Source organism: Agromyces kandeliae, assembly GCF_009674665.1.
GTDB lineage: Bacteria > Actinomycetota > Actinomycetes > Actinomycetales > Microbacteriaceae > Agromyces > Agromyces kandeliae.
The window spans coordinates 22,981-47,853 of record NZ_WKJD01000013.1 but is presented as its reverse complement, the minus strand read 5'-3'; the positions used below and the strand labels follow the sequence as shown (position 1 = coordinate 47,853).

Genomic DNA, 24,873 nt, shown 5'->3' with positions numbered 1-24,873 from the left:
ATGCGGCTGACAGGCGCGAGCGGGGTCGGCATCCGCACCTTGCCCGGTTGAATGTTAGTGGCTAACATTATCTCGTGACCACCACCCCGACGCCGAGGCGCCTCCGTACCCGGCAACGCCTGATCGACCACGGGCTCGACCTCATCGAGCGTCAGGGGTACGACCAGACCTCCGCCGCGGAGATCGCGCGGGCCGCGGGCGTCAGCGAGATGACCTTCTTCCGTCACTTCGCCACCAAGGAGCTGCTCGTGCTCGAGGACCCGTACGACCCGTTCCTCGCCGAGGGCATCGGCGACCAGCCGCGCGAGCTGCCGCCCCTGCAGCGCGCGGCACGCGGCATCCGCTCGGCCTGGCGGACGCTGCCCGAACCCGAGCAGCCGGAGATCCGGCGGCGGGTGCGGATCGCGGCCCGCACGCCGGCGCTGCGCGGGGCCATGTGGCGGAGCACCGGGAACACCGAGCAGGCGATCGTCGCCCGGCTCGTCGCCGACGGGGCGCCCGCGTTCGACGCGCGCGCCGCCGCATCCGCCGTGATCGCCGCACTCGTCACGGGCCTCTACGCGTGGGCCGACGGCGAGATCGACACCCTCGGCGCGGCCATCGAGCGCGCCCTCGACGTCGTGGCGGGCGAGGCATGAGCGCCGCACCCCGGTTCGAGGGCCGCGGCGTCGCGCGTGCGTTCCGCGGCGGCGCGGGCGTGCACGGCATCGACCTCGACGTGGCGGCGGGCGAGATCCACGCGCTGGTCGGCCTGAACGGCGCGGGCAAGACGACGCTCATGCGACTGTTCCTCGGCATGCTGCGGCCCGACTCGGGCGAGGTGCGCGTGTGCGGCGTCGACGTGAGCCGAGCGGATGCCGCGACCTGGGCGCGCGTCGGCCAGCTCGTCGAGCACCCGCTCGCCTACGCCGAGCTCACGGGCCGCGCGAACCTCGAGGTCGCCGCGCGCCTCCACGGCCTCGACCGCGCGGGCGTGCGCGCGGCCGTCGACCGGGCGATCGACGAGTTCGACCTCGGCCGGTACGCGGGCGTGCGCGCCGGTCGGCTCTCGCTCGGCAACCGCCAGCGCGTCGGCATCGCGGGGGCGCTGCTGCACGAGCCCGAGGCGATCGTGCTCGACGAGCCGACGAACGGGCTCGACCCGGCCGGGGTCATCGTGCTGCGCGAGTCGCTGCTGCGGCGGGCCGCCGCCGGTGCCGGCATCCTCGTCTCGAGCCACCACCTCGACGAGGTCGCCCGCGTCGCCGACCGCATCACGGTCCTCAACGACGGGCGGATCATCGGGTCGCTCGACCCCGGCGGGTTCGACCTCGAGCGCGCGTTCTTCGCGCTCGTCCACGACGACGACGCGACCCGGAGGGCCGCCGCATGAGCGGCGCGGGGCTCGGCGTGGCGGTCGCGGTCGAGGCGCGCAAGGCGATCGCCTCCCGGGTGATGGCGTCGACCACGGCGCTCCTCGTGGTGGGCGTGGGCGTGCTGGCGCTCGGGATGCTGCTCGCCGCGGCATCCGGCGACGAGCAGGTGCTCGCCAAGCTCGGCCCGCTCGCGGGCGTGCCGGGGTGGGCGGGCCTCGTCGGGGTCGTCCTCCAGATCACGGCTGCGGCCGGCGTGCTCGCGTTCGGCGTCGCCCTCAGCTGGATGTTCGGCCGCGAGTTCGCCGACGGCACCGTCGCGGCGCTCTTCGGCCTGCCGGTGTCGCGACCGGCGATCGCGCTCGGCAAGCTCGTGGTCTACCTCGCCTGGTCGGTCGCGGTCGCGGTCGCCCTCACGGGCGTCGTCGCGATCGTGGGCGTCGCGATGGGCTACGGCACGACGGATGCCGCCGGCGCCGGCGCGATCGCCCGGATCCCCGTGCTCGTCGTGCTCTCCGCGCTCATCGCGGTGCCCGCCGCGTGGGTCGCGACGATCGGGCGCGGCCTCCTGCCCGGCATCGCCGCGACCGTCGGGATCATCGTGGTCGCGCAGGTCTCGGCGCTCGCCGACATCGGGGCATGGGTGCCGTTCGTCGCGCCCGCGCTGTGGGCGATCGCGCCCGACGCGGTCCCGGCCGCGGCGCTGCTCGTCGTGCCGAGCGTGCCGCTCGCGTTCGGCGCGCTGTGCGCGCTCGCGTGGTCGCGGCTGCAGCTCGATCGCTGAGGCGGCCGTGCGGCATCCGCCCGGGGCATCCGCTCGGACTTGACCGCGCCCGCCCCGCCGGTCACGCTGGACCGCATGCCCCACCAGCACCCGCTCCACGCCGACGTCGACGTGCCGTGCCTCTGCTGCGGGAGCGTGCAGCGGTTCCGGTTCGCCTCGGCGTCCGACCAGGTGGTGTGCGGCCACTGCCGATCCCATCTCGGCGCCGACCGGGCCGAGCAGCGCGACCGGGAGCACATCGCGATCTGGCGGGGCATCCTCGAGGTCCACGACCGCGCGGCGCGCGACGCGGCCGAGGCAGCTGCGGCCGCGGCCTCGGAAGCGGCCGAGCTCACGGCCCGCCTCACCGCGGAGCGCGACCAGCTGCGCTCGGGGGCGCTCGACGGCGCGACCGAGGTGGGCGCCGCGCTGCAGGACCAGCTCCGCGACGACCGGGTGCGCCGCGCCGAGCGGGCGACCCAGTTGACGTCGCGGCGGGTCGACACCGCCATGGTCGCGCTCTGGCGGCTGCAGGCGTTCCACCATCCGGACGCCCGGAAGACGGGCTCGTGCACGTGCGGACGCTCCCTGCCGGCGTGCGGTGAGAGCCGGATCCTCGAGGGCGTGCGCCAGGAGATGCTCGACTGGGAGCGCCGCAACCTCGAACTGCTCCGTGCCGGCAAGCGCCACGGTCTGCCGCCGGAGCACCCCGAGGTCGGGAGCGCCGCGGGCGCTCGCTGAGACCGCCGGCCGGTGCCGGTCCGCCCGGCGGTCAGGTCGTCGTCGCTGCGGCGCCTTCGCCGACCCACGCGATCGCGTCGTCGAGGTGCGCGATCGGGAACGCCCGGAACTGGCCCGGCACGAGCCCGCCGAAGGCGACCGCGATCCCGATGAGCACGTCGCGGTCGGTCACGAGGGCGGCCCGGTCCCAGAGCGAGAGCGGCCTGCCGATGAGCTTCGCGTCCTCGACCATCGCGCCGAGCGAGTAGTGGTCGAACTCCTCGCCGAGCACGATGACGAAATCGAGCTTCCCGGTCGTCTCGATCGCGGCGTCCATGGCAGGATCGAGCACCTCGCGGTAGTCGGCCGCGGTCACGGTGCCGACGGCGCGGAAGCCGATCACGCCCTCCGGCAGGTCCTCGAGCAGCTCGATCATCGGGGTCCCCTTCTCCCGGCGTCAGTCTTGCAGCCGGTCGGGGCGGATGTCACGGCTCCGAGCCGCTGACACCTCGGCGATCGGCCGCGGCGGGCGGGCGGGCGGTGCGGACGGTCCGTGCGGGTGCCGCCCCGGCGCAACCCGCACGGACTGTCGTCACCGAAGTGCGCGATGCGTGGGTGTGGCGGGGGTCAGGTGCGCGGGGCGCCGGCGGGCACGCGGAGGCCGTCGAGCGCGACCGCGACGACGTCGTCGGCCAGCCGTGCGGCATCCTCGCGTCCACCCGGCCGGTACCACTCGACGATCGAGTTGATCATGCCGAACAGCAGCCGCTCGACGATGCGCACGTCGATGTCGGACCGCAGCGAGCCCTCGGCCTGCGCGTCGGCCACGAGTGCGGTCACGCGCTTGTCGAACGCGCGCCGGCGGGCGAGTGCGCGCCGCTCGACGTCGGTGTTCCCGCGGACGCGCAGCAGCAGGGTCACGTAGGGCAACCGGTCGACGAGCACGCGCACCGCGCCGCGGAGCACGCCGTCGAGCCGGTCGGCGGCGCTGCCACCGGCGGCCTCGGTCGCGTCGAGCACGCCCTCGAGCGCGGACAGCGCCTGGTCGAGCGCGCGTTCGAGGATCTCGTCCTTCGACGTGAAGTGGTGGTAGATCGCCGACTTCGAGAGGCCGAGCCGGTCGGCGAGCACGCCCATCGAGGTCGCGTCGTAGCCGTACTCGTTGAAGGCCGCGACGGCGACCTCGAGGATGCCCTGCTGGTCGTACCCGGGGCGGCCTCGTCGGAGCGTCGTGTTCGGTGACATCCGCTTCAGTCTGTCACCCCGGCTCGGATGCGCCGCGAAAGGACGCGATTCGGCGTCGCTGACCGAGCCGAGGCGCCCGATTCCGTCCGATCGGCGACCGTGCGCGGCGTGGCGCCGCGGGCGACCCGGCCGTGGCCCGCATCAGCGCGGCTCGCGGAGGTCGTAGACGCGCTTGTACTTGCCCTCGCTGCGCGGCAGCGTGCCGGGCTCCTCGAGCCGGACGCTCACCGACGAGCCGATGAACTCCTTGATCCGCCCCGCGAGCACGACGGTCGCCGCCCGGCAGGCCTCGACCTCGAGGTCGGGGTGGCGCTCGATGCGGACCGTGAGGTCGTCCATGTGCCCGGTGCGCGTGAGCTCGAGGATGAAGTGCGGCGTCAGGTGCTCGATGCCGAGCACGAGCTCCTCGATCTGCGTCGGGAAGAGGTTCACGCCGCGGAGGATGATCATGTCGTCGTTGCGGCCGGTGATCTTCTCCATCCGGCGCATGCCGGGGCGGGCGGTACCCGGCAGGAGGCGGGTCAGGTCGCGCGTGCGGTAGCGGATGACCGGGAAGGCCTCCTTGGTCAGCGACGTGAAGACGAGCTCGCCCTTCTCGCCGTCCGGCAGCTGCTCTCCCGTCTCGCCGTCGATGACCTCGGGCAGGAAGTGGTCCTCCCAGAGGTGCGGGCCGTCCTTGGTCTCGATGCACTCGTTGCCGACGCCCGGGCCCATGACCTCGGAGAGGCCGTAGATGTCGACGGCGTCGATGCCGAGGCGGTCCTGGAGCCGCTGGCGCATCTCGTTGGTCCAGGGCTCGGCGCCGAGGATCGCGGTCTTCAGCGACGTCGAGCGCGGGTCGATGCCCGCCTCCTCCATCGCGTCGGCGATCGTGAGCAGGTAGCTCGGCGTGCACATGATCGCGTCGGGCTCGAAGTCGCGGATGAGCTGGACCTGGCGCGCGGTCTGGCCGCCCGACATCGGGATGACGGTGGCACCGAGCTTCTCGATGCCGGCGTGCGCGCCGAGCCCGCCCGTGAAGAGGCCGTAGCCGTAGGCGTTGTGCACCTTCATGCCGGGGCGGACGCCGCTGGCGCGGAGGCAGCGGGCGACGAGCGTCGCCCAGCGGTCGAGGTCGCCGTGCGTGTAGCCGACGACGGTCGGCCGGCCGGTCGTGCCGGACGAGGCGTGGATGCGGGCGACCTGGTCCATCGGGACCGCGAACATGCCGAACGGGTAGGTCTGGCGGAGGTCGTCCTTCGTCGTGAAGGGGAGCTTCGCGACATCCGCCAGTGCCTGGATGTCATCGGGATGCACGCCGTGCTCGTCGAACTTGCGGCGGTAGAGCGGCACGTTCTCGTAGGCGTGGCGCACGGTCCACTGCAGCCGTTCGAGCTGGAGCGCCTCGATCTCGGCGCGGCTCATGCGCTCCTCGGGGTCGAGCTCGTCGGGCGCGGCGGGTGCGAGGCCCGAGACGGTGGGGCGCGATTCGATGGGGGACTGCGGAAGGGTCGTCGTCGACACGGTGGCTCCCGGGGGTCAGATGGTTCGGTTGGTGGAGATCGAGCGGCCGCGGAACTCGGCGACGGCGTCGCCCTGCTCGTCGACGACGGTCACGTCGTAGAGGCCGGTGCGGCCGTTGCGGGCGCGTCGGACCGCGGTGGCGGTGAGGGTCTGCCCGGCGACCGTTGACTTGAGGAAGGTGATGTCGGCGCCCGCGGCGACGGTGACCCGGTGGTCCTCGTTGCAGGCGATCGCGAAGGCCGTGTCGGCCAGCGTGAAGACGAGCCCGCCGTGGGTGATGGCGAATCCGTTGGTCATGTCCTCCCGCACGCGCATCGACACGACCGCGTGCCCGGGATCGTCGCGTTCGACGACCATGCCGAGCATGGCGGAGGCGAGGTCGCGCTGCATCATCTCGCGGTTGAGGCGAGCGGATGCCTCGGCATCGGCCTGCTCGTCGGCCGGTCGGCCGCCGCCCTGGCGTTCGGTCGCGACATCCGTCATGCGCTGCTCCTCATCGAGTGCGGGGGAGTCGCCGGCGGCCCTGATTGCCCCGGCGCAGAACCTCAGCATATACTAACTGAACGATCGGTTGGTAAAGTGTCCTCACCCGCCGCCGGTCCCGAGAGCATTGGAGTCGACGATGACCGCACCCGCCGAGCTGAGCGTGGCCAGCATCGATGAGCACCGCGACGACGAGGCGCAGGCGCGCTTCGACGACCTCATCGCGAAGGACTCGCGCATCGAGCCGCGCGACTGGATGCCCGACGCGTACCGCAAGACGCTGATCCGGCAGATCAGCCAGCACGCGCACTCCGAGATCATCGGCATGCAGCCCGAGTCCAACTGGATCTCGCGCGCGCCGAGCCTCAAGCGCAAGGCCATCCTCATGGCCAAGGTGCAGGACGAGGCCGGCCACGGCCTCTACCTGTACTCGGCCGCCCAGACGCTCGGCATCGGGCGCGAGGAGATGATGCAGCAGCTCATCGAGGGCCGCGCGCGCTACTCGTCGATCTTCAACTACACGACCCCGACGTGGGCCGACATGGGCGCCATCGGCTGGCTCGTCGACGGCGCCGCGATCTGCAACCAGGTGCCGCTCTGCCGCGCGTCGTACGGTCCGTACGGCCGTGCAATGGTGCGCATCTGCAAGGAGGAGTCCTTCCACCAGCGGCAGGGCTTCGAGATCCTGCTCGAGCTCATGCAGGGCACCGACGAGCAGAAGCGGATGGCGCAGGACGCCGTCGACCGCTGGTACTGGCCGAGCCTCATGATGTTCGGCCCGCCCGACGACGAGTCGCCGAACTCGGCCCAGTCGATGGCGTGGAACATCAAGCGGTTCTCCAACGACGAGCTGCGTCAGCGCTTCGTCGGCATGCTCGTGCCGCAGGCCGAGGTCCTCGGCGTGACGCTGCCCGACCCGAACCTGACGTGGAACGAGGAGCGCCAGGCGTACGACATGAGCGAGATCGACTGGGACGAGTTCCACGAGGTGCTCGCCGGTCGCGGCCCGGCGAACGCCGAGCGCCTGCGCCGCCGCCGCGAGGCCCACGAGGACGGCGCGTGGGTCCGCGAGGCCGCCGCCGAGTACGCCCGCAAGCAGGCCGCGAAAGCTGCGACCGCCGCCTGACGGGGCGGCACCACCACTGGACCCGCGATCCGCGATGGAGCGGACCGAGACGAGGAGACGAGATGAGCACCCCCGGCGAGACCGGCACCGAGGCCTGGCCCCTGTGGGAGGTCTTCGTGCGCGCCAACCGCGGCCTGAGCCACGTGCACGTCGGGTCGCTGCACGCGCCCGACGCCGACATGGCCGTGCGCAACGCCCGCGACCTGTACACCCGACGCAACGAGGGCGTGTCGATCTGGGTCGTGCCCGCCGACGCGGTCACGACCAGCGACCCCGACGCAAAGGGCGCCTTCTTCGAGAGCCCCGCGGGCAAGAACTACCGGCACGCGGTGTACTACACGAAGTCCGAAGGGGTGAAGCACCTGTGAGCGGCGACCTCGATCCGCACGGCGACGTCACGGTCGACCGGGTCGCGCTCGCCGAGGAGCTCGCCGGCGAGGCGGCCGGCGCCGGCCACGCGGCATCCGCCGACGTCGCCGCGTACGCGCTCGGCCTCGGCGACGACTCGCTCGTGCTCGCGCAGCGCCTCGGCGACTGGATCACGCGCGCCCCGGAGCTCGAGGAGGACGTGGCGCTCGGCAACATCGCGCTCGACCTGCTCGGCCACGCGCGCTCGCTGCTGCACTACGCGGGCACGCACGACGGCCGCAGCGAGGACGACCTCGCCTACTTCCGCGACGAGCCCGACTTCCGCAACGCCTGGCTGTTCGAGCAGCCCAACGGCGACTTCGCGCACACCATCGCCCGGCAGCTCGTCGCCTCGACCTACCTCGTCGAGCTCTACCGGCACCTCGAGGCCTCGACGGATGCCACGCTCGCGGCGATCGCCGCGAAGGCGTCGAAGGAGGTCGACTACCACCGCGACCACGCGATCCAGTGGACGCTCCGCCTCGCGGGCGGCACCGACGAGTCGCGTCGCCGCATGGTCCGCGCCGTGGAGCAGACCTGGCCCTACGTCGAGGAGCTGTTCCGCGATGACGCCGTGGTCGTGCGGCTCGCCGACGAGGGCGTCGTGCCGCTGCCGTCGTCGCTGCGCGACGCGTTCGACTCGGTGATCGACCAGGTCTTCGCCGAAGCCGACCTCGCCCGGCCCGAGGGTCGAACCGCGTTCGTCGTCGACGGCCGCGGTCGCGAGGGCAGGCACACCGAGCACCTCGGTCCGCTGCTCGCCGAGATGCAGGTGCTCGCCCGCGCTCACCCGGGGGCATCGTGGTGACCGCGGCCGGGGCATCCGTCGCCCGACCCGTGCCGAGCGACCCCGCCGCTCGCGCGGCGTGGGACGTCGCCGCGACGGTGACCGACCCCGAGGTGCCCGTGCTCACGATCGAGGACCTGGGCGTGCTCCGCTCGGTCGTCGTCGACGAGGACGGCGCCGTGCACGTCGAGCTCACGCCCACCTACAGCGGATGCCCCGCCATGGACGCGATGCGCGACGACGTCGTCCTCGCGCTCACGCACGCGGGCTACGACGAGGTCGACGTGCGGATGGTGCTCGCGCCCGCGTGGACCACCGACTGGATGAGCGAGGCCGGCAAGGACAAGCTCCGGAAGTACGGCATCCAGGCGCCGAGCGGGAACGCGCCCGTCCGCGACGCCGGGCCGATCCGCCTCCAACTGGCGGTCAAGTGCCCGCGCTGCGACTCCCTCAACACCCGCGAACTCGCCCGCTTCGGCTCGACGTCGTGCAAGGCGCTCTACGAGTGCCGTGACTGCCTCGAGCCCTTCGACTACTTCAAGGTGCTCTGATGGCCGCGATCAACCTGGGCTCCACGGGAGCCCCGCCCGCCTCCGCCGTCTCGGGGTCGCTCGAGACGGATGCCGCGATCGCCGACGCGTTCCTCGCGAGCGCGGTCGGCGGCGACACGGCACCCAAGCGCCGGCGCGCGCGCTTCCACTCGCTCGAGGTCGCCGAGGTGCGGTCGCTGACCGACGACTCGGTCGAGGTGACCTTCGCGGTGCCCGACGCGCTCGCCGACGACTACACGTACCTGCCCGGGCAGTACGTCGCGCTCCGACGCGACTTCGACGGGCACGAGCTCCGGCGGTCGTACTCGATCTGCCGACCGCCGGTGCGGGGCAGCGTCTCGGTCGCGATCAAGCGCGACCTCGGCGGGCGCTTCTCCACGTGGGCGAACACCGAGCTCGCCGCGGGCGATCGCATCGACGTGATGAGCCCGCAGGGCACGTTCACCTCGGGGCTCGACTCGCTCGACGGCAAGCACGTCGTCGGCATCGCGGCGGGTTCGGGCATCACGCCGCTCATGGCGCTCGCGCACACCGTGCTCGCCCGTTCCGACGACGCGCGCTTCACGCTCGTGTACACGAACCGGTCGACGCGCGACGTGATGTTCCTCGAGGAGCTCGCCGAGCTGAAGGACCGCTACCCGGCCCGACTCGCGCTGCACCACGTGCTCTCGCGCGAGCAGCGCACCGCGCCGCTGTTGTCGGGGCGCATCGACGCCGAGAAGCTCGAGCGCATGCTCGACGCGCTCATCCCGCCGGCGACCGTCGACGAGTGGTTCCTGTGCGGGCCGTTCGAACTCGTGCAACTCGCACGCGACACGCTCGAGGCCCGCGACGTGCCCGTCGGCCGGGTCCGGTACGAGCTGTTCACGACCGACGCCGACCGGGCGACCGAGCCGCGGCACGGCCGCCCCGTCACGGTCGAGCGCGGCGAGCCGACGGTGGCGATCGAGTTCACGCTCGACGGGCTCTCGTCGAGCGTCGACAGCCCGGTCAGCGCCAACGAGTCGATCCTCAACGCGGCGCTCCGCGTGCGCTCCGACGTGCCGTTCGCCTGTGCGGGCGGCGTGTGCGGCACCTGCCGCGCGCGGGTCGTCGACGGCAGCGTGAACATGACCGAGAACTACGCCCTGGAGCCCGAGGAACTCGAGCGCGGCTACGTGCTCACCTGCCAGTCGCACGCCACGTCCGACCGCGTCGTGGTCGACTACGACGTGTGAGGACGACGAGAGGAACGCGATGATCGAGCTCGAGATCCACGACGGCGTGGCCGAGATCACCCTGAACGCGCCCGCGAAGCTCAACGCGCTCGGCGAGACCGCGCTGGCCGAGCTCGGGGAGGCGTACGACCAGGCCGAGTTCACGGGCGTCCGCGCGCTGGTGCTGCGCGGCGAGGGCCGCGCGTTCTGCGCCGGGCGCGACATCGCGGGCGTCGATCCGCGCGACGACGACGTGCAGGGCTACCTCGGCGGCCGGGTCGAGCCGCTGCTGAAGCGGATGTCCCGGTTCCCGGCCCCCACGTTCGCCGTCGCGCACGGCGCGTGCCTCGGCGTCGGCCTCGGGCTGCTCATCGCGAGCGACATCGTCTACGTCGCCGACACCGCGAAGGTCGGCTCGCCGTTCAAGAACCTCGGCGCGACGCTCGACTCGGGCGGCCACGCGCTCTTCGTCGAACGCCTCGGCGCCCACCGCACGATGGACCTGATCGTCACCGGGCGGCTCATGTCGGGCGCCGAGGCGGTCGCCGCGGGCCTCTTCTCGCGGGTGTTCCCCGCCGACGAGGTGCTCGAGGCCACGCGCGCCGCGGCCCGGGAGGCGGCATCCGGCCCCACGCAGGCGTTCATCGCCTCGAAGCGCCTCGTCGCCGACCTGCGCGATCACCGCCACGGGCTCTGGGCGTCGATGTCCGACGAGAACCGCGCGCAGGCCGCGCTCTGCGACACCGACGACTACCGCGAGGGCTTCGCGGCGTTCCAGGAGAAGCGCACGCCGCAGTTCACGGGCCGCGGTTGAGCGTCAGGCCGCGACGCGGGCCAGGTCGGCGATCGCCGACGGCGTCCACCTCGGGCGCGCACCCGTGAGCGCGGCGAGGTACCGTCCCACGATCGACGGCGGCCAGCCCCTCGACTCGCGCAGGCCCGCCGCCATGGTCCGCAGGTAGGCGGCGGACGGCGCGGCGATGTCGTGCGCGGCGTCGCCCGCGAGCGTGACCAGGGGCAGCCCGCGCCGGGCACCGACGCGGACGAGCGTGCGGTAGCGGCCCGGCCCCAAGTGGAGCCGTCCCGTCGACGGATGCATCCGGCCGAGGTCGAGCGCGCCCTCGATCGGGGTCCGCGTCTCCTGCGCCACCACGTCCGCGAGCTGGCCCACCGTGAGCAGGTACGCCCGCCCGGCCACGCTGCCCCGCGCGTGCGGGTCGTACGTCGCCATCCCGCCGCCCCACACCCGGGAACGGCCGCCGAAGTAGACCGCCCCCGGAAGGTCGACGGGTGCGTCCGCCACGGGCTCGGTGCGATCCCGGCAGCCGACGTAGGTCCGCGCCCCGCCCTCCGGACGCCCGCCCGCGACGTAACAGCGGAACCGTTCCGAACTCAGGTTCGAGCCGTAGGCGACGTACCAGACGCGATCCACGGTCCCTCCCCGGCGCACGCGGCGCCTCGGATCCTCATTGTGCGCGGCCCTGCCACGGCCCGCAAGGCCGGCGCTAGCGCGCCGGGTCGTCGTCGCGCTCGCGTTCGTGCTCGGCGATGTCGCGGCCGAGGTCGTCGCGGATGAGCAGGTCGTGGCGCAGCGCGTCGGAGCGGTACGAGGCGCGGCCCAGCATGTGCGCGGTCATCGGCTGGGTCAGCAGCTGGAACGTCATGATGAGCACGATCGTCGACACGACGCCCCAGCTCGGCACGCGCAGCACGATCGTGAGGAGCACGACGGCGAGCCCGAGCACCTGCGGCTTCGTCGCGGCGTGCAGGCGACTGAGCACGTCGGGGAAGCGCAGCGCGCCGATGCCCGCCGCCATCGACAGGAAGCCGCTGAGGAGGATCAGGGCGCCCACACCCAGTTCGACGGCGGTCACGAGCGATCCTCCTTGCCGATGAACCGAGCGATCGCGATCGACCCCACGATGGCGAAGAGCGCGAGCACGAGCAGCACGACCAGGGTGTCGGTGTGCCGGTTGATCGCCATCTCGGCCGCGAGGCCGCACATCGCGATCGCGAGCAGCACGTCGGTCGCGAGCGCACGGTCGAGCATCGTCGGCCCTCGGATGATCCGCACGAGCGCGGCGATCGCGCCGACGCCGAACATGACGCCGGCGGCGATGCCCATCACGGCGAGCGGGCTCATGCGTCCCCCTCCCGGTCCGGTACCTCGACGGGCTCGGTCTCGGACGGCGGCCGCCCCTGCGACTTCCGCTGCCGGCGGGCGGCGCGGACGGCCCCAGCCTGCTCCCGCGTGCCGATCGCGAGCACGATGCGCTCCTCGGTGGCGAGCACGTGCGCCCGGGCCTTCTCGAGGTCGGCCTCGGTGCGGGTGCCGAACGCGTGCAGGTACAGCAGGCCGCGCTCGCGGTCGATGTCGACAACGACCGTGCCGGGGACCACCGTGATCGCCTCGGCCGTGAGGGTCGTCACCAGGTCGGAGCGGGTGAGCAGCTGCACCGCGATGATCGCGTTCGTCGGCTGCCAGCGGGGCTGTACCGCACGAGCGGCGACCTGGATCGACGCGACCGTGACGTCGTACATCATGACGAGGCCCAGGAGCAGTCCGCGCCACGGGTTGAACCGCCCGCTGAGGAGCACCGGGGGCAGGTAGAGCGCGCGCGTCACGACGATCGCGAGGATCACGCCGGTGGTGACGGTGAGCACGTCGACGTGGTCCCACAGGAACAGCCAGAGCGCGACGAGCACCGCGAGCAGCGGCAGCTGGCGCCACACCACCTGCCATCGGGTGAGGTCGTCGCGGCGCGCCGGAGGCGGGGCGGCGGGGTCCAGGTCGGCCGAGGCCGGCTCGCGGGCGGCATCCGTCATCGCACACCCCCCGGGAAGACGATCGAGACGTACACGCTCGCGTCGCGCAGGTTCTCGGCCGCGCGGCCCGACAGCTCGAAGAGCGGACCGGCGAACACCGTGAGCGCGAGGGTCAGCGCGACGAGCGCGGCCGTCGCGGCGAGCATGAGGACGGGCGTCGTGCGCGTGGCCACGACCGTGGCGCCCGCGGGCGCCTCCTGCACCGAGTCGATGATCCGGGAGCGGTACCCCTCGAGCTCGGCCTTCGGGCGCCAGAACGCGAGGTTCCAGAAGCGCGCCAGGGCGTACAGCGTCACGAGCGAGGTCGCGGCGCCGATCCCGACGACCGTCCAGATGAGCCACTCGGGGCCGGGGGAGGACGTGCCGAGCGTCTCGGACGCGGGCGGACCGCCCGCGGCATCCGCACCGGCGACGAAGAGGCCCACCTTGCCGAGGAAGCCCGAGAACGGCGGGATGCCGCCGAGGTTCATGGCCGGCACGAAGAACAGGACGGCGAGCATCGGCGACGCGCGGCGCAGCCCGCCGAGGCGAGTGATCGACGTCGACCCGCCGAAGCGCTCGATGAGCCCGGTCGTGAGGAAGAGCGTCGTCTGCACCGTGATGTGGTGGATGACGTAGTAGATCGTCGCTGCGAGGCCGACGATGCTCGCGAGTCCGATGCCGAAGATCATGTAGCCGATGTGGCTCACGAGCGTGAACGAGAGCAGGCGCTTGATGTCGGCCTGCGTGAGCGCACCCAGGATGCCGACGGCGAGCGTCAGCCCGCCGATCACGAGGAACAGCGTCGACAGGTCGGACTCCGGGAAGAGCACCGTCTCGGTGCGGATGATGGCGTACACGCCGACCTTGGTGAGCAGGCCGGCGAACACCGCCGTGACCGGTGCGGGTGCGGTCGGGTACGAGTCGGGCAGCCAGAACGACAGGGGGAACACGGCGGCCTTGATGCCGAAGGCGATGAGCAGCAGCAGGTGCAGGATGAGCTGGATGTCCTGCGGAAGCTGGGCGAGGCGCACCGACAGTTGCGCGATGTTCGCGGTGCCGGTCGCGCCGTACACGAGCGCGATCGCGCTGAGGAAGAACAGCGACGACACGAGGCTCACGATGATGTACGTCACGCCCGCGCGGATGCGCTCGCCCGTGCCGCCGAGCGTCAGCAGCACGTAGCTCGCCGACAGCAGGATCTCGAAGCCCACGTACAGGTTGAACAGGTCGCCCGCGATGAACGCGTTGAAGACGCCCGCCGACAGGATCAGGTAGGTCGGGTGGAAGATCGACACCGGCGTCTCGCGGTGCTGGTCGGCGATGCCCTGACCCACGGCGTAGACGAGGACGCCGAGCAGCATCAGCGCCGAGATGATGATCATGATCGCCGACAGTCGGTCCACGACGAGCACGATGCCGAACGGCGGCGGCCACGCCCCGACCGCGACCGCGATGCCGGAGCCCGATGCGTCGACCTGCGCGAGCAGGACCGCCGCGATCGCCGCGACGGCGGCGAGGACCGCGGTGCTCACCGCCATCTGGGCGCGCTGCCGGCGTCCGAGCATGAGCGCGACCGCCGCGCCGAGGAGCGGCAGCAGCACCATGAGGGGCACGAGTGCGTCGGTCATCCGCGGCCCCCGTCCTCGTCGCTCGCCTCGAGCACCGCCTGCACCGCGCGGTCGTCCTCCTCGGAGCTGCGGTAGAGGTCCGCCGTCTCCTCGGCGTCCTCGGCCATCTCGTCCTCGTCGACGATGAGGTCGCCGCGCTCGCCGAGCTGCGCGAGCCACCAGCTGCGGTAGATGAGCGCGAGCATGAACGCGGTGATGCCGAGGTTGATCACGATCGCGGTGAGGACGAACGCCTGCGGAAGCGGGTCGGAGATCGCGTCCGGGTCGACGCCCTCGCCGTGGATCGGTGCCAGCCCCGGTGCGCCCGCCATGATGAACATGAACAGGTTGACGCCGTTGCCGACGAGCAGGAACCCGATCAGCACCCGCGTGAGGCTCCGCTCGAGCATGACGGTGATGCCCGTGCCGAAGAGCACGGCGGCGACGATGACGAGCGTCAGCGATGCGGTCATGCGCGCACCTCCGCCGGGTCGGCAGGGACGGCGTCGGGGCCGGCCTCGTCGAGCTGCCGGTCGATCTCGGCGCCGAGCGTCCGGAGGATGTCGAGGACCAGCCCGACGACCACCAGGTAGACGCCGATGTCGAAGAGCGTCGACGTCCCGATCGAGAGCGTGCCGAGCACCGGCACCTCGGTCTCGAACCAGGTCGAATCGAACACCGTCAGGCCGAAGAGGATCGAGGATGCCGCGGTGCCGGCCGCCACGAGGAGCCCCGTGCCGAGCAGCAGGCCCGCATCCACCGGGGCGGCCTCGCCGAGCTCGTAGCGTCCGCCGGCGAGGTACCGCGCGACGAGCGCGAGCCCGGCGACGAGGCCGCCCGCGAACCCGCCGCCGGGTGCGTTGTGGCCGACGAACAGGAGGAAGACCGAGACGACGATCGCCGGGTGGAAGAGCAGGCGGACGAGCACCTCGATGAGGATCGAGCGGTTGCGCGGCGAGATGGTCCGGCCGGCGAGGAGCCAGGTCTGGCGCGTCGCGGCGGCCGCGGACGCGGCATCCGTCTCGTTCTCGACGTCTGCGAGGCGTCGACGGGCCGAGCGCATGCTGTCGGCCTGCTCCGGCACCGGCCGGAAGCGACTCCGCCGGTCGACGCGGTCGAGCCGTGGCGCGCCGCCCTGGCGCCCGGAGACGAAGATCAGGCTGGCGACGCCCGTCGCCACTGCGACGAGCACCGAGATCTCGCCGAGCGTGTCCCAGGCGCGGATGTCGACGAGCAGCGCGTTCACGAGGTTCTTCGCGTGCGCCTCCTCCGCGAGCGGGGGCAGCCCTCCGGCGATCGTCGGCTCCATCCGCGCCCCGAGCGCGACGACGCCGACGACGGCCATGACCATCCCGGCGAGCGCCCCGAGCGCGATGCGCAGCGGTGCCCGCACGACGGCGCGGCGCCCGGTCACCCGGCGCGGGAGGCGGCGGAGCACGAGCACCACGACGACGATGGTGATCGTCTCGACGAGCGCCTGCGTGAGCGCGAGGTCGGGGGCGCCGGCCATGCCGAAGACCAGCACCATGCCGTAGCCGGTCGCGCCGACGAGGAGCACGGCCGTGAGCCGCTGCTGCACGACGACCGCGGCCGAGGCCGCGAGGATCATGGTGAAGCCGATGAGGGGCTGCGCCCAGCCGTCGGCGAGGCGGATGCCGTCGGGCCAGACGCCGTTCGCTGCGGCCGCGCCGCCGAGGCCGAGGACGAGCACGGCGACGATGACCGCGAGGTATCCGGGCAGGCCGCCCGACTGGATCACGGTCGTCACGCGTGCCGCCCCGCGGTCGACGGCGCCGATGATCCGGAGGTAGCCCCGCTCGGCGTCGACGGCGTCGGGCACGCCGGCCTGCGCGCGGGCGACGGCCTCGCGCTTCCAGACGAGCAGTGCGCCGACGCCGAACACGAGCACCGAGATCGCGAGTGCCGGCTCGAGGCCGTGCCAGAGGCCGAGGTGGTACTCGGTCGGCCCCGGCAGGGTCCCCGCGTAGGCGTCGAGCAGCGGCTCGACGAGGGGGAGGGCGAACGCGGTCGCGAGGGAGGTCGCCGCGAGGACGCCGGGCGCGAACGACATCATCGCGGGCTCGTGGTGCAGCGGCGTCGGCTCGGCACCGCGCCTCGATCCGAACGCGCCCCACACGAAGCGCGCGCTGTACGCGAAGGTGAGCATCGAGCCGAGCACGGCCGCCGCGAGCGCGACCCACGCCCAGGTCGCCTCGGCCCCGCCGGCGGCGCCGGCCTCGAGCTGCGCGGTGAACACGGCCTCCTTCGCCACGAAGCCCAGCAGCGGCGGCAGGCCCGCCATCGATGCGGCTGCGATCGTCGCGAAGGCGGCGAGCCACGGCATCCGTCGCGCCAGACCCGACAGCCTTCGCTTGTCGCGCGTGCCGGCGGCGTGGTCGACGATGCCGACGGTGAGGAACAGCGCGGCCTTGAACAGGGCGTGCGCGAGCAGCAGCGCGGTGCCCGCGAGCGCCGCGTCGCGCGTGCCCTGGCCGACGACGAGGATCAGGAAGCCGAGCTGGCTCACGGTGCCGTAGGCAAGCACCAGCTTGAGGTCGGTCTGCCGCAGCGCGCGCCATCCGCCGACGAGCATGGTGAATCCGCCGATGCCGATCACGATCGGATGCCACACCGCGAGCTCGGCGTACCCCGGCGCGAGCACGGCGACGAGGTACACGCCCGCCTTCACCATCGCGGCGGCGTGGAGGTACGCGGACACCGGGGTCGGCGCCGCCATCGCTGCGGGCAGCCAGAAGTGGAACGGCACGAGCGCGCTCTTCGAGATCGCGCCGACGAGGACGAGCGCGATGCCGACCTCGGCCGCCGCTCCGGTGACGGGATCGGCGACGAGCTCGGCGAGCGAGGTGGTGCCGCCCGCGACCGTGAGCACGACCAGGCCGACGAGCATCGCGAGTCCGCCGAAGGTCGTCACCGTGAGCGCCTGCAGCGCGGCGCCGCGGGACTCGCGCTTGGTCGCGTCGTGCCCGATCAGCAGGTAGGAGAGCACGCTCGTGGCCTCCCAGAACGTGAACAGCACGAACACGTCGTCGGAGGTGACGAGCCCGAGCATGACCCCCGCGAAGCCGAGCAGGAGGGCCGCGAAGCGGTCGAGCGACGGTTCGTCGTCGCGGAAGTACCAGGTGCAGTAGAGCAGCACGAGGGCGCCGATGCCCGTGACGATGAGCGCCAGCAGGAGCGAGAGCGGGTCGAGCCGGAACGAGAGCGCGATGTCGAGCGCGGGGATCCACTCGATGCGCTCGGTCACGATCTCGCCGCCCGCGACGGCCGGCACGAGCGTCAGCAGCCAGCCGAAGACGATGGCCGGCACGAGCGCGATGATCGGGAAGACGCGGCGACCCAGCGGCCCTGCGGCGAACGGCGTGACGAGGGCCACGGCGGCGAACGCCACCAGGGAGAGGATCATCCGTACTCCCCCCGAATGCGCCGACCGTCCGACCAGTCTAGGCGAGGCGGGGCGTCGGACCGGGGTGCGGCATGAGCGCGACGGCGCCGGGCGGATGCCCCTCCGCGGCCGGGCTGCGAGGATGGCCCCATGCCGATCCTCATCGATCCGATCGACCTCGCCGCCCGGCTCGAGGCGGAGCGCGACGCGCCCGCCGGGACGCCCCGCACGCGGGTGCTCGACGTGCGGTGGACGCTCGCCGAGCCCGACGGGAGCGGCGCATACCGCGCGGGGCATGTTCCCGGAGCCGTCTACGTCGACCTGGACGCGGAGCTCGCCGACCACTCCGCGACGGGGGAGGGGCGGCACCCGCTGCCCTCGGAGGCGGCGTTCGAGCGCGCCATGCGTCGTTGGGGCCTCCGCGACGGCGACACCGCCGTGGTCGTCGACGATGCGGCCGGCATGTCGGCGGCGCGCGCGTGGTGGCTCCTGCGACACGCGGGCTTCGGCGACGCGCGCATCGTCGACGGCGGCCTCGCGGCGTGGCGCGCGGCCGGACTGCCGCTCGAGCAGGGCGACGTCGTGCCGGAACCGGGCGACGCGACCGCGCGGTTCGGCGCGATGCCCGTGATCGACCTCGACGAGGCCGACGCGCTCGGAGCCTCCGAGGGCGGGGTGCTGCTCGACGCGCGCGCCGGCGAGCGGTACCGCGGCGAGGTCGAGCCGATCGACCCGAGGGCCGGGCACATCCCGGGCGCCGTGTCGGCACCGGCGGCCGGGAACGTCGCGGGCGACGGGCGGTTCCTCCCGGCGGAGGCGCTGCGCGCCCGCTTCGCCTCGCTCGGGGTCGACGAGGACCACCCGGTCGCGGCCTACTGCGGCTCGGGCGTCAACGCCGCGCACGAGGTGGCCGCGCTCGCCATCGCCGGCGTCGAGGCGGCGCTGTACCCGGGTTCGTTCAGCCAGTGGTCGAACCACCCGGAGCGTCCGGTCGCGACGGGGGCGTCGCCCGGGGGCGACGCGTAGCCCTCGCCCGGCTACCCCTCTTCGACCGCTCCCTCGACCGCCCGCTCGACCACGGGCTCGACCGTGGCCTCACGGCGTCGGCCGATCCCGATGAGGGTCGTGATGTCGACCGACGCGACGCCGCGCTCCTCGATCGCCGCGAGGTACCGTTCGCGCACGCCCTCGATCGCCGCGTCGTCGAGGTCGCCGAGCATCGCGCGCATCCCGGTCCCGACGACGAGGGCCCAGGACACGTCCGGCGTGAGGTCGAGATGCCGCGGCACGGCCTCGGCGCGCACGTCGACGAGCCCTCGCTCGGCGAGCCAGTGCGCGAGCCCGCCCGCGGTGCCGGCTCCGGGCATGGCCGGCCGGTCGTCCTCGTCGAAGGCGGGCACGCGCGCGTCGCCCTCGGGCAGGGCCGACGCGAGGACTCCCGGGAGCGGCTCGAACGCGCCATCCGCCCACACCGTCACGGCGACCCGGCCGCCGGGGCGGGCGCACTGCACGAGGTGCTCGACGCCCGTCGCGACCTCGTCGAAGAAGAACACCCCGAGCACGCACTGCACGAGGTCGTAGCCCGTGTAGGGCCAGGTCGACGCGTCGGCCGCGTGCACCCGCAGCCACGGCATGTGCGCCCCCGCGCGCTCGCGCAGGACCGCGAGCATCGCCTCGGACCGGTCGACCGCGTCGACGATCCCGCCCGGCCCGACGAGTTCCGCGGTCGGCAGGGCCGACGCGCCCGCGCCCGCACACGCGTCGAGCACGCGCTCGTCGAATCGCGGCGCCGCGCGCAGCACCGTCGCCCGTGAGATCGGATCCCACAGCACTTCGTCGAGCTCGGTGAACGTCGCGGCCGCCTCGGTGAACACGGCTGCGACGTCGGGCTCGGTTCCGACTTCCCCCATGTGCACATTGTGACTGCCGCGTCACGCATTCGTGAAGACTCAGGCAATCGAGACATCCGCCGTGCAGACTTGACGTTCACGTCTGCTTTCGAATCTGAAACGAGTACCCTCCATGAATCGTGCCCTGCGTCGTGGCGCGCCCATCGCACTCGCATCCGTGGCCGCCCTGCTCCTCGCCGGTTGCGCCGGCGGCGGCGAGACCCCCGAGCCCACGTCGACGGATGCTGCCGCGGCCTGCCTCGAGGTCGAGGCCGGCGAGCAGAGCGACGCCATCGAGGTCTCGGGCGACTTCGGTGCCACCCCGACCGCGACGTTCGACGCCCCGCTCGAGGCGGACGAGCTGCAGCGCACCATCGTGATCGAGGGCGACGGCGACGCGACCGCCCCGGGCGACCAGGTGAGCGCCCAGGTCACCGCGTTCTCCGGCAGCACCGGCGAGCAGCTCTTCTCGCAGCCGGCGACCCTCGAGCTCGAGGAGGGCACGCTCTACGACGGCTTCCGCGCGGGCGCCGACTGCGTGCCCGTCGGCTCTCGCGTCGTCACGGTCGCTCCGGCTTCGTCCATCTACGGCGACGAGGGCAACGAGGGCATCGGCGTCGCGCCCGGCGAGACGCTCGTCATCGTCACGGACGTGCAGGAACTCGTCGAGCTGCCCGTGCCCGGCGAGTGGACCGAGGACGTGCCGACCGTCGAGTACGACGCCGACGGCGTCCCGACCGTGGCGATCCCCGACGCCGAGCCGTCCGACGAACTGCTCGTGGCGGTCCTCGAGGAGGGCGACGGCGACGTCGTCACCGAGGACGACGTCGTGACCGTCGACTACCAGGGCGTCGTGTGGGAGACCGGCGAGGTCTTCGACCAGAGCTTCGGCAACGCGCCCGTGCCGTTCTCGATCTCAGGCGTGATCCCGGGCTTCGGCGCGTCCCTCGTCGGCCAGGCGGTCGGCACGAAGCTGCTCGTCACCATCCCGCCGGCGCTCGGCTACGGCGAGGAGGAGTCCTCCAACGGCCTCGGCGGCCAGACCCTCGTCTTCTACGTCGAGATCACGGAGACCCGCGCCGACGGCTGACCCGCCTCCGGCTCGCGCCGCGCCCGCGGCATCCCCCGACGAGGGCGGATGCCGCGGGCGCGGTCGTTCCGGGGCCGGGCGGCGAGCCCGGGCTCAGCGCGCCGACGCCGACGCGGCTCGGCGTGCCGACGCCGCCTGCTCGAGCTCGGCGGCGATGACGCTCACGCCGTCGACCTCGGCGATGCGGCGCGCCATCGCCCGGGCGCGCTCGCGGAAGGACGGCTCGGAGAGCAGGCGGTCGACCGCCGTGCCGACGGCGCGCGAAGTCGGGGTCCCGGTCCGCAGGGACAGCCCCGTTCCCGTCCACTGCACGCGCATCGCGACGTCGGGCTTGTCCTCCGTGTCGCCCGCGGCGACGATCGGGACGCCGTGGCTCAGGGCGTACTGGGTGCCGCCGAATCCCGCGTTCGTCACGAAGACGTCGGTCTTGGGCAGCAGCAGGTCGTAGGGCAGGAACTCGGCCGCACGGGCGTTCGCGGGCAGTTCGCCGAGTTCGGCGACCGGCCGGCCGCCGGTGGCGGCGACGACGAGCACGTCACGATCGGCGAGCGCGTCGAGCGTCGGGCGGATCAGCCGGGTGAAGTCCTTGTTGTCGATCGTGCCCTGGCTGACGTGCACGACGGGCCGCTCGCCGTCGAGGTCGTGCCACCAGTCCGGCAGTCCGGCCGGCGCGGGCGACGGCGGCAGGACGGTGCCCGCGAACCGCACGTTCGGGCTGAGGTCGCTGCGCGGGTACTCGAACTCCGCGGGCGAGAGCTGCAGGAAGCGATCGCACCGCGTCGTGAAGTCGAACAGGAACTCCTCGAGGCCCGGCCGGCCGAGCTCGCGAACGGTGCGATCGGCGAGCGCCTGGGTCCTGCGGAAGACCACCTTCGCGACGAACGCGTTGAGGGCCCGGTTCCGCAGTCGCCCGATGACGTCGGAGCGGGGCGGGAGGCCGAGCCCGCCCGGCGCGGTGTCGACGCTGCGATGCGAGAGCGGGATGACGCCGACGCCGATGATCGGCGGGCGCGAGGCGGGGTCGTCGAGCAGCAGCGGGATGACGCCGGTGAAGGCGGCCTCGTGGAGGATCGCGTCGGGTTCGAGTTCCGCGACGAGCGCTCCGAGCGCGCGGAACTGCTCGGGCATGGGGCGCACGAAGATCCGCTGCACGTCGTACTCGAGCTTCGCGATGCCGCGGTGCCGGTCGCGTTCCGGCAGGTGGTCCTGGATGACCCGGTCGTCGAAGTCGGCGATGCCCGTGAGTGCACGATGGCGCGCGCCCGCCGCCTCGACCGCGTCGCGGAACCGCGAGCCGGTGAGCACGGTGACGTCGTGGCCGCGCGCGACGAGGCCGTGGGCGATGGCGATGACGGGGGCGGCGTGGCCCTGGATGGGGCTTGCGCAGAGCAGGTACGTGGACATGGGCGGAGACTTCCTGGAACGACGGGATCGCCCCGCAGGGCGGTCGTGCCGGCATCGATTCGACGGCACCCGGCCGACGCTACGACGGCGCGTCCAGCCGGGGATCAGGGATATCCATGGAGATCCGGAGGGTTGCCACGGAGGCTGGGGGAATGCCCCGGTCAGCCCGGATGTTGTACCTGTATCCGGCACCCCTATGGCCGGACGGAATGGAGGACGAGTGGGCATCAGCTACGTCGAGTTCGAAGACGATGCCGGCATCCTGCGCCGCTACCGCAAGCACGTCAACGGTCGCGGCCTCGTGGCGACGACCGCGAAGGTGGATGCGACGGCGTTCGTCGACCCGACCGCATACGTCGATCCCGGCGCTGAGGTGCAGCGGGGCGCGACCCTGTCGCACGGCGCCTGGGTGGAGCAGGACGCGATCGTCGCGGAGAACGCGACGGTCGGCGTGAACGCGCGCGTCGGCCGTGGCGCCGTGATCGGACGCTTCGCCGTCGTCGGGCCGTACGCGGCCGTCGGCGCCGGAGCGCGAGTGCAGAACGGCGCGCGCGTCCCGCGCGAGGCGACCGTCGCCGAGGGTTCGGAGCACCGGGCGTCTGGCGACGACCTGCGCCGCCTCGGCCTCGCTGCCTGAGCCGCGAAACGAGCAGCGGATGCCCCGGGCGCATGCCCGGGGCATCGTCGTGCCCGGCCGGCCGGGCCGGCCCGTCGTTCGCCGCCCGTCCGCCGACTCGGTCGAAGGACGGATGACGTGACGCGCTCGCGGTGCGAGGATCGGGTCATGGCGAACGAACGCGAGCCCAGGCATCCGTCGACCGCCCCGGACTGGTGGAAGTCCGCCGTGGTCTACCAGGTGTACCCCCGCAGCTTCCAGGACTCCGACGGAGACGGCGTCGGCGACCTCCGCGGGATACTGCAGCGACTCGACCACCTGGAACGCCTCGGCGTCGACGTGGTGTGGCTCTCGCCGATCCACCGCTCACCGCAGGCGGACAACGGGTACGACATCAGCGACTACCGCGACATCGACCCGACCTTCGGCACGTTGGCGGACTTCGACGCGCTGGTCGCTGCGATGCACGATCGCGGCATCCGCCTCGTCATGGACCTCGTCGTGAACCACACGTCGGACGAGCATCCGTGGTTCGTCGAGTCGCGTTCGAGCCGCGAGAACCCGAAGCGCGACTGGTACTGGTGGCGCCCGCCGAGGGAGGGCACGCACGGCGGCGATCCGGGCGCCGAGCCGACCAACTGGGAGTCATTCTTCTCGGGCTCGACCTGGGAGTGGGACGGGTCGACCGGCGAGTACTACCTGCACCTGTTCGACGTGAAGCAGCCCGACCTCAACTGGGAGAACCCCGAGGTGCGGCACGCGGTCTACGAGATGATGCGCTGGTGGCTGAATCGCGGGGTCGACGGCTTCCGCATGGACGTGATCAACCTCATCTCGAAGCACCCGCACCTGCCCGACGGTCCGGTCCGCTCGGGCCGGCGCTTCGGCGACGGCGGCGCGGCGTACACGAACGGGCCGCGCCTGCACGAGTTCCTGCAGGAGATGCACCGCGAGGTGTTCGATGGACGCGAAGGCCTCATCACGGTGGGCGAGACGCCCGGTGCGACGATCGAGGAGGCGATCCGCTTCACCGATCCCGAGCGGCGCGAGGTCGACATGGTCTTCCACTTCGAGCACGTCGGCCTGGACCACGGAGCGACGAAGTTCCACCCCCGACCGCTCGCGCCCGGTGAGCTCGCGGCCTCCCTCGCGAAGTGGCAGGAGGGCCTCGCCGACCGCGGATGGAACAGCCTCTACCTCGAGAACCACGACCAGCCGCGCTCCGTCAGCCGCTTCGGCGATGCCGAGCAGCACTGGTACTCGTCGGCGACGGCGCTCGCGACCGTGCTGCACCTGCAGCGCGGCACGCCGTACGTCTACCAGGGCCAGGAGCTCGGCATGACGAACGCCCCGTTCGCGAGCCTCGACGAGTACCGCGACGTCGAGTCGCTGAACGCGTACGCCGAGGCCGTCGCGAGCGGCACGGCCGTCGCCGACGCGCTCGACGGGCTGAGCCTGATGAGCCGCGACCACGCGCGCACGCCGGTGCAGTGGGATGCCACGCCGAACGCGGGCTTCACGAGCGGCATCCCGTGGCTCGCGGTGAACCCGAACCACGCGACGATCAACGCGGCCGCCCAGGTCGGCGACCCGGGCTCGGTCTTCGAGTACCACCGGCAGCTCATCGCGCTCCGACACGAACGACCCGTGGTCGCCCACGGGTCGTTCGTGCGGGTGGATGCCGGGCACCCGGCGATCTTCGCGTTCGAGCGGGTGCTCGACGAGGACGGTCTGCTCGTCGTGGTGAACCTCTCGTCGGCCGAGCACGCCCCGGCCTTCCCGGAGGGCTTCGCGGACCGCTGGCGGGATTCGCTGCCGCTGCTCACGAACACGCTGCCCGACGCGCCGGGAGCGTTCGACGCGCCGCTCGGGCCGTGGGAGGCGAGGGTGAGCTCGCTCGGCTGACCCGCCGTCCCCAGCCC

General features: G+C 72.8%; 27 protein-coding genes. 14 read left to right on the top strand and 13 right to left on the bottom strand.

The genetic code is table 11. The features are described 5' to 3' along the window. Positions 1–74 precede the first annotated feature (74 nt). The 4 genes from GJR97_RS09765 (at position 75) to GJR97_RS09750 (ending at position 2,856) form a co-directional block, all read left to right on the top strand. Positions 75–638 carry a TetR/AcrR family transcriptional regulator gene (locus tag GJR97_RS09765; protein ID WP_324613365.1) on the top strand — a complete coding sequence of 188 codons (564 nt, stop codon included), beginning with the start codon at positions 75–77 and terminating at the stop codon, positions 636–638. After that, positions 635–1,372 carry an ABC transporter ATP-binding protein gene (locus GJR97_RS09760; protein WP_154346308.1) on the top strand — a complete coding sequence of 246 codons (738 nt, stop codon included), beginning with the start codon at positions 635–637 and terminating at the stop codon, positions 1,370–1,372. The genes GJR97_RS09765 and GJR97_RS09760 overlap by 4 nt, the downstream gene beginning before the upstream one ends. Beyond that, positions 1,369–2,136, top strand: coding sequence for an ABC transporter permease (locus tag GJR97_RS09755; protein ID WP_154346307.1), 768 nt, complete (start codon positions 1,369–1,371; stop codon positions 2,134–2,136). The genes GJR97_RS09760 and GJR97_RS09755 overlap by 4 nt, the downstream gene beginning before the upstream one ends. 75 nt (positions 2,137–2,211) lie before the next feature. Continuing rightward, positions 2,212–2,856, top strand: coding sequence for a hypothetical protein (locus GJR97_RS09750; RefSeq protein ID WP_154346306.1), 645 nt, complete (start codon positions 2,212–2,214; stop codon positions 2,854–2,856). 31 nt (positions 2,857–2,887) lie between these two features. On the opposite strand, the gene GJR97_RS09745 is transcribed toward GJR97_RS09750, so the two are convergent. The 4 genes from GJR97_RS09745 to paaI all read right to left on the bottom strand — a co-directional run bounded on the left by GJR97_RS09745 (position 2,888) and on the right by paaI (position 6,066). Then, positions 2,888–3,271, bottom strand: a complete 384-nt coding sequence (locus tag GJR97_RS09745; RefSeq protein WP_154346305.1) for a SpoIIAA family protein — start codon at positions 3,269–3,271, stop codon at positions 2,888–2,890. Between the two features lie 191 nt (positions 3,272–3,462). Next, complete coding sequence (locus GJR97_RS09740; RefSeq protein ID WP_154346304.1) at positions 3,463–4,080, bottom strand: TetR/AcrR family transcriptional regulator; 618 nt, start codon at positions 4,078–4,080, stop codon at positions 3,463–3,465. Between the two features lie 141 nt (positions 4,081–4,221). Next, on the bottom strand, positions 4,222–5,484 hold the full coding sequence (paaK, locus tag GJR97_RS09735) for a phenylacetate--CoA ligase PaaK (RefSeq protein ID WP_154346317.1): 1,263 nt from the start codon (positions 5,482–5,484) through the stop codon (positions 4,222–4,224). 114 nt (positions 5,485–5,598) lie between these two features. Then, positions 5,599–6,066, bottom strand: a complete 468-nt coding sequence (gene paaI / locus GJR97_RS09730; RefSeq protein WP_154346303.1) for a hydroxyphenylacetyl-CoA thioesterase PaaI — start codon at positions 6,064–6,066, stop codon at positions 5,599–5,601. A 139-nt stretch (positions 6,067–6,205) separates the two neighbouring features. Between paaI and paaA the strand changes: the two genes are divergently transcribed. From paaA to GJR97_RS09700, 6 genes are all read left to right on the top strand, one after another. After that, on the top strand, positions 6,206–7,192 hold the full coding sequence (paaA, locus tag GJR97_RS09725; RefSeq protein WP_154346302.1) for a 1,2-phenylacetyl-CoA epoxidase subunit PaaA: 987 nt from the start codon (positions 6,206–6,208) through the stop codon (positions 7,190–7,192). A 62-nt stretch (positions 7,193–7,254) separates the two neighbouring features. After that, a complete protein-coding gene (gene paaB / locus GJR97_RS09720) occupies positions 7,255–7,560 on the top strand; it encodes a 1,2-phenylacetyl-CoA epoxidase subunit PaaB (RefSeq protein WP_067948099.1) in 306 nt (101 codons plus the stop codon). Continuing rightward, on the top strand, positions 7,557–8,408 hold the full coding sequence (gene paaC, locus GJR97_RS09715) for a 1,2-phenylacetyl-CoA epoxidase subunit PaaC (protein WP_324613363.1): 852 nt from the start codon (positions 7,557–7,559) through the stop codon (positions 8,406–8,408). Before paaB ends, paaC begins: the two co-directional genes overlap by 4 nt. After that, the gene (gene paaD / locus GJR97_RS09710) at positions 8,405–8,938 is read left to right on the top strand and encodes a 1,2-phenylacetyl-CoA epoxidase subunit PaaD (protein WP_324613367.1); all 534 of its coding nucleotides are present in this window, start codon (positions 8,405–8,407) and stop codon (positions 8,936–8,938) included. Before paaC ends, paaD begins: the two co-directional genes overlap by 4 nt. Continuing rightward, complete coding sequence (paaE, locus tag GJR97_RS09705; RefSeq protein ID WP_154346301.1) at positions 8,938–10,155, top strand: 1,2-phenylacetyl-CoA epoxidase subunit PaaE; 1,218 nt, start codon at positions 8,938–8,940, stop codon at positions 10,153–10,155. The genes paaD and paaE overlap by 1 nt, the downstream gene beginning before the upstream one ends. A 19-nt stretch (positions 10,156–10,174) precedes the next feature. After that, positions 10,175–10,948: an enoyl-CoA hydratase/isomerase family protein gene (locus tag GJR97_RS09700; RefSeq protein ID WP_154346300.1), complete on the top strand. Its 774-nt coding sequence runs from the start codon at positions 10,175–10,177 to the stop codon at positions 10,946–10,948. 3 nt (positions 10,949–10,951) lie between these two features. Here the strand turns inward: GJR97_RS09700 and GJR97_RS09695 are convergent, their stop codons facing one another. From GJR97_RS09695 to GJR97_RS09665, 7 genes are all read right to left on the bottom strand, one after another. Then, positions 10,952–11,566, bottom strand: coding sequence for a histone deacetylase (locus GJR97_RS09695; protein WP_324613362.1), 615 nt, complete (start codon positions 11,564–11,566; stop codon positions 10,952–10,954). A 73-nt stretch (positions 11,567–11,639) separates the two neighbouring features. Continuing rightward, a complete protein-coding gene (gene mnhG / locus GJR97_RS09690) occupies positions 11,640–12,008 on the bottom strand; it encodes a monovalent cation/H(+) antiporter subunit G (protein WP_324613361.1) in 369 nt (122 codons plus the stop codon). After that, positions 12,005–12,277: a monovalent cation/H+ antiporter complex subunit F gene (locus tag GJR97_RS09685; protein ID WP_154346299.1), complete on the bottom strand. Its 273-nt coding sequence runs from the start codon at positions 12,275–12,277 to the stop codon at positions 12,005–12,007. Before GJR97_RS09685 ends, mnhG begins: the two co-directional genes overlap by 4 nt. Then, positions 12,274–12,960, bottom strand: coding sequence for a Na+/H+ antiporter subunit E (locus tag GJR97_RS09680; RefSeq protein ID WP_154346298.1), 687 nt, complete (start codon positions 12,958–12,960; stop codon positions 12,274–12,276). Before GJR97_RS09680 ends, GJR97_RS09685 begins: the two co-directional genes overlap by 4 nt. Further along, a complete protein-coding gene (locus GJR97_RS09675) occupies positions 12,957–14,570 on the bottom strand; it encodes a Na+/H+ antiporter subunit D (protein ID WP_154346297.1) in 1,614 nt (537 codons plus the stop codon). Before GJR97_RS09675 ends, GJR97_RS09680 begins: the two co-directional genes overlap by 4 nt. Further along, positions 14,567–15,022 (bottom strand): NADH-quinone oxidoreductase subunit K, encoded by a 456-nt coding sequence (locus GJR97_RS18755; protein ID WP_154346296.1) that lies wholly within the window; start codon positions 15,020–15,022, stop codon positions 14,567–14,569. The genes GJR97_RS09675 and GJR97_RS18755 overlap by 4 nt, the downstream gene beginning before the upstream one ends. Continuing rightward, entirely contained in the window at positions 15,019–17,973 is a 2,955-nt protein-coding gene (locus GJR97_RS09665; protein ID WP_154346295.1) for a Na+/H+ antiporter subunit A, read from the bottom strand. The genes GJR97_RS18755 and GJR97_RS09665 overlap by 4 nt, the downstream gene beginning before the upstream one ends. A 129-nt stretch (positions 17,974–18,102) precedes the next feature. Here GJR97_RS09665 and GJR97_RS09660 point away from each other — a divergent pair, with 129 nt between their 5' ends. Next, positions 18,103–18,978, top strand: coding sequence for a sulfurtransferase (locus GJR97_RS09660; protein WP_154346294.1), 876 nt, complete (start codon positions 18,103–18,105; stop codon positions 18,976–18,978). A gap of 11 nt (positions 18,979–18,989) precedes the next feature. On the opposite strand, the gene GJR97_RS09655 is transcribed toward GJR97_RS09660, so the two are convergent. Then, the gene (locus tag GJR97_RS09655) at positions 18,990–19,862 is read right to left on the bottom strand and encodes a class I SAM-dependent methyltransferase (RefSeq protein ID WP_154346293.1); all 873 of its coding nucleotides are present in this window, start codon (positions 19,860–19,862) and stop codon (positions 18,990–18,992) included. A gap of 112 nt (positions 19,863–19,974) precedes the next feature. Here GJR97_RS09655 and GJR97_RS09650 point away from each other — a divergent pair, with 112 nt between their 5' ends. After that, positions 19,975–20,931: an FKBP-type peptidyl-prolyl cis-trans isomerase gene (locus tag GJR97_RS09650; protein ID WP_154346292.1), complete on the top strand. Its 957-nt coding sequence runs from the start codon at positions 19,975–19,977 to the stop codon at positions 20,929–20,931. Positions 20,932–21,024: 93 nt separating this feature from the next. Here GJR97_RS09650 and GJR97_RS09645 read toward each other — a convergent pair whose 3' ends face one another. Continuing rightward, entirely contained in the window at positions 21,025–22,335 is a 1,311-nt protein-coding gene (locus GJR97_RS09645; protein WP_154346291.1) for a glycosyltransferase, read from the bottom strand. Between the two features lie 220 nt (positions 22,336–22,555). On the opposite strand from GJR97_RS09645, the gene GJR97_RS09640 reads away from it, so the two are divergent. Together GJR97_RS09640 and GJR97_RS09635 are read left to right on the top strand one after the other, a co-directional pair. Then, the gene (locus tag GJR97_RS09640; protein WP_324613359.1) at positions 22,556–22,972 is read left to right on the top strand and encodes a transferase; all 417 of its coding nucleotides are present in this window, start codon (positions 22,556–22,558) and stop codon (positions 22,970–22,972) included. 147 nt (positions 22,973–23,119) lie between these two features. Continuing rightward, complete coding sequence (locus GJR97_RS09635; RefSeq protein WP_154346289.1) at positions 23,120–24,856, top strand: alpha-glucosidase; 1,737 nt, start codon at positions 23,120–23,122, stop codon at positions 24,854–24,856. Positions 24,857–24,873: the final 17 nt, after the last annotated feature.

Excerpts from the sequence above, each read along its gene's own strand:
- GJR97_RS09760 (WP_154346308.1), top strand. The coding sequence starts at position 635 with ATGAGCGCCGCACCCCGGTTCGAGGGCCGCGGCGTCGCGCGTGCGTTC.
- GJR97_RS09755 (WP_154346307.1), top strand. The coding sequence starts at position 1,369 with ATGAGCGGCGCGGGGCTCGGCGTGGCGGTCGCGGTCGAGGCGCGCAAG.
- GJR97_RS09750 (WP_154346306.1), top strand. The coding sequence starts at position 2,212 with ATGCCCCACCAGCACCCGCTCCACGCCGACGTCGACGTGCCGTGCCTC.
- GJR97_RS09745 (WP_154346305.1), bottom strand. The coding sequence starts at position 3,271 with ATGATCGAGCTGCTCGAGGACCTGCCGGAGGGCGTGATCGGCTTCCGC.
- GJR97_RS09740 (WP_154346304.1), bottom strand. The coding sequence starts at position 4,080 with ATGTCACCGAACACGACGCTCCGACGAGGCCGCCCCGGGTACGACCAG.
- paaK (WP_154346317.1), bottom strand. The coding sequence starts at position 5,484 with ATGAGCCGCGCCGAGATCGAGGCGCTCCAGCTCGAACGGCTGCAGTGG.
- paaI (WP_154346303.1), bottom strand. The coding sequence starts at position 6,066 with ATGACGGATGTCGCGACCGAACGCCAGGGCGGCGGCCGACCGGCCGAC.
- paaA (WP_154346302.1), top strand. The coding sequence starts at position 6,206 with ATGACCGCACCCGCCGAGCTGAGCGTGGCCAGCATCGATGAGCACCGC.
- paaB (WP_067948099.1), top strand. The coding sequence starts at position 7,255 with ATGAGCACCCCCGGCGAGACCGGCACCGAGGCCTGGCCCCTGTGGGAG.
- paaE (WP_154346301.1), top strand. The coding sequence starts at position 8,938 with ATGGCCGCGATCAACCTGGGCTCCACGGGAGCCCCGCCCGCCTCCGCC.
- GJR97_RS09700 (WP_154346300.1), top strand. The coding sequence starts at position 10,175 with ATGATCGAGCTCGAGATCCACGACGGCGTGGCCGAGATCACCCTGAAC.
- GJR97_RS09685 (WP_154346299.1), bottom strand. The coding sequence starts at position 12,277 with ATGAGCCCGCTCGCCGTGATGGGCATCGCCGCCGGCGTCATGTTCGGC.
- GJR97_RS09680 (WP_154346298.1), bottom strand. The coding sequence starts at position 12,960 with ATGACGGATGCCGCCCGCGAGCCGGCCTCGGCCGACCTGGACCCCGCC.
- GJR97_RS09675 (WP_154346297.1), bottom strand. The coding sequence starts at position 14,570 with ATGACCGACGCACTCGTGCCCCTCATGGTGCTGCTGCCGCTCCTCGGC.
- GJR97_RS18755 (WP_154346296.1), bottom strand. The coding sequence starts at position 15,022 with ATGACCGCATCGCTGACGCTCGTCATCGTCGCCGCCGTGCTCTTCGGC.
- GJR97_RS09665 (WP_154346295.1), bottom strand. The coding sequence starts at position 17,973 with ATGATCCTCTCCCTGGTGGCGTTCGCCGCCGTGGCCCTCGTCACGCCG.
- GJR97_RS09660 (WP_154346294.1), top strand. The coding sequence starts at position 18,103 with ATGCCGATCCTCATCGATCCGATCGACCTCGCCGCCCGGCTCGAGGCG.
- GJR97_RS09655 (WP_154346293.1), bottom strand. The coding sequence starts at position 19,862 with ATGGGGGAAGTCGGAACCGAGCCCGACGTCGCAGCCGTGTTCACCGAG.
- GJR97_RS09650 (WP_154346292.1), top strand. The coding sequence starts at position 19,975 with ATGAATCGTGCCCTGCGTCGTGGCGCGCCCATCGCACTCGCATCCGTG.
- GJR97_RS09645 (WP_154346291.1), bottom strand. The coding sequence starts at position 22,335 with ATGTCCACGTACCTGCTCTGCGCAAGCCCCATCCAGGGCCACGCCGCC.
- GJR97_RS09635 (WP_154346289.1), top strand. The coding sequence starts at position 23,120 with ATGGCGAACGAACGCGAGCCCAGGCATCCGTCGACCGCCCCGGACTGG.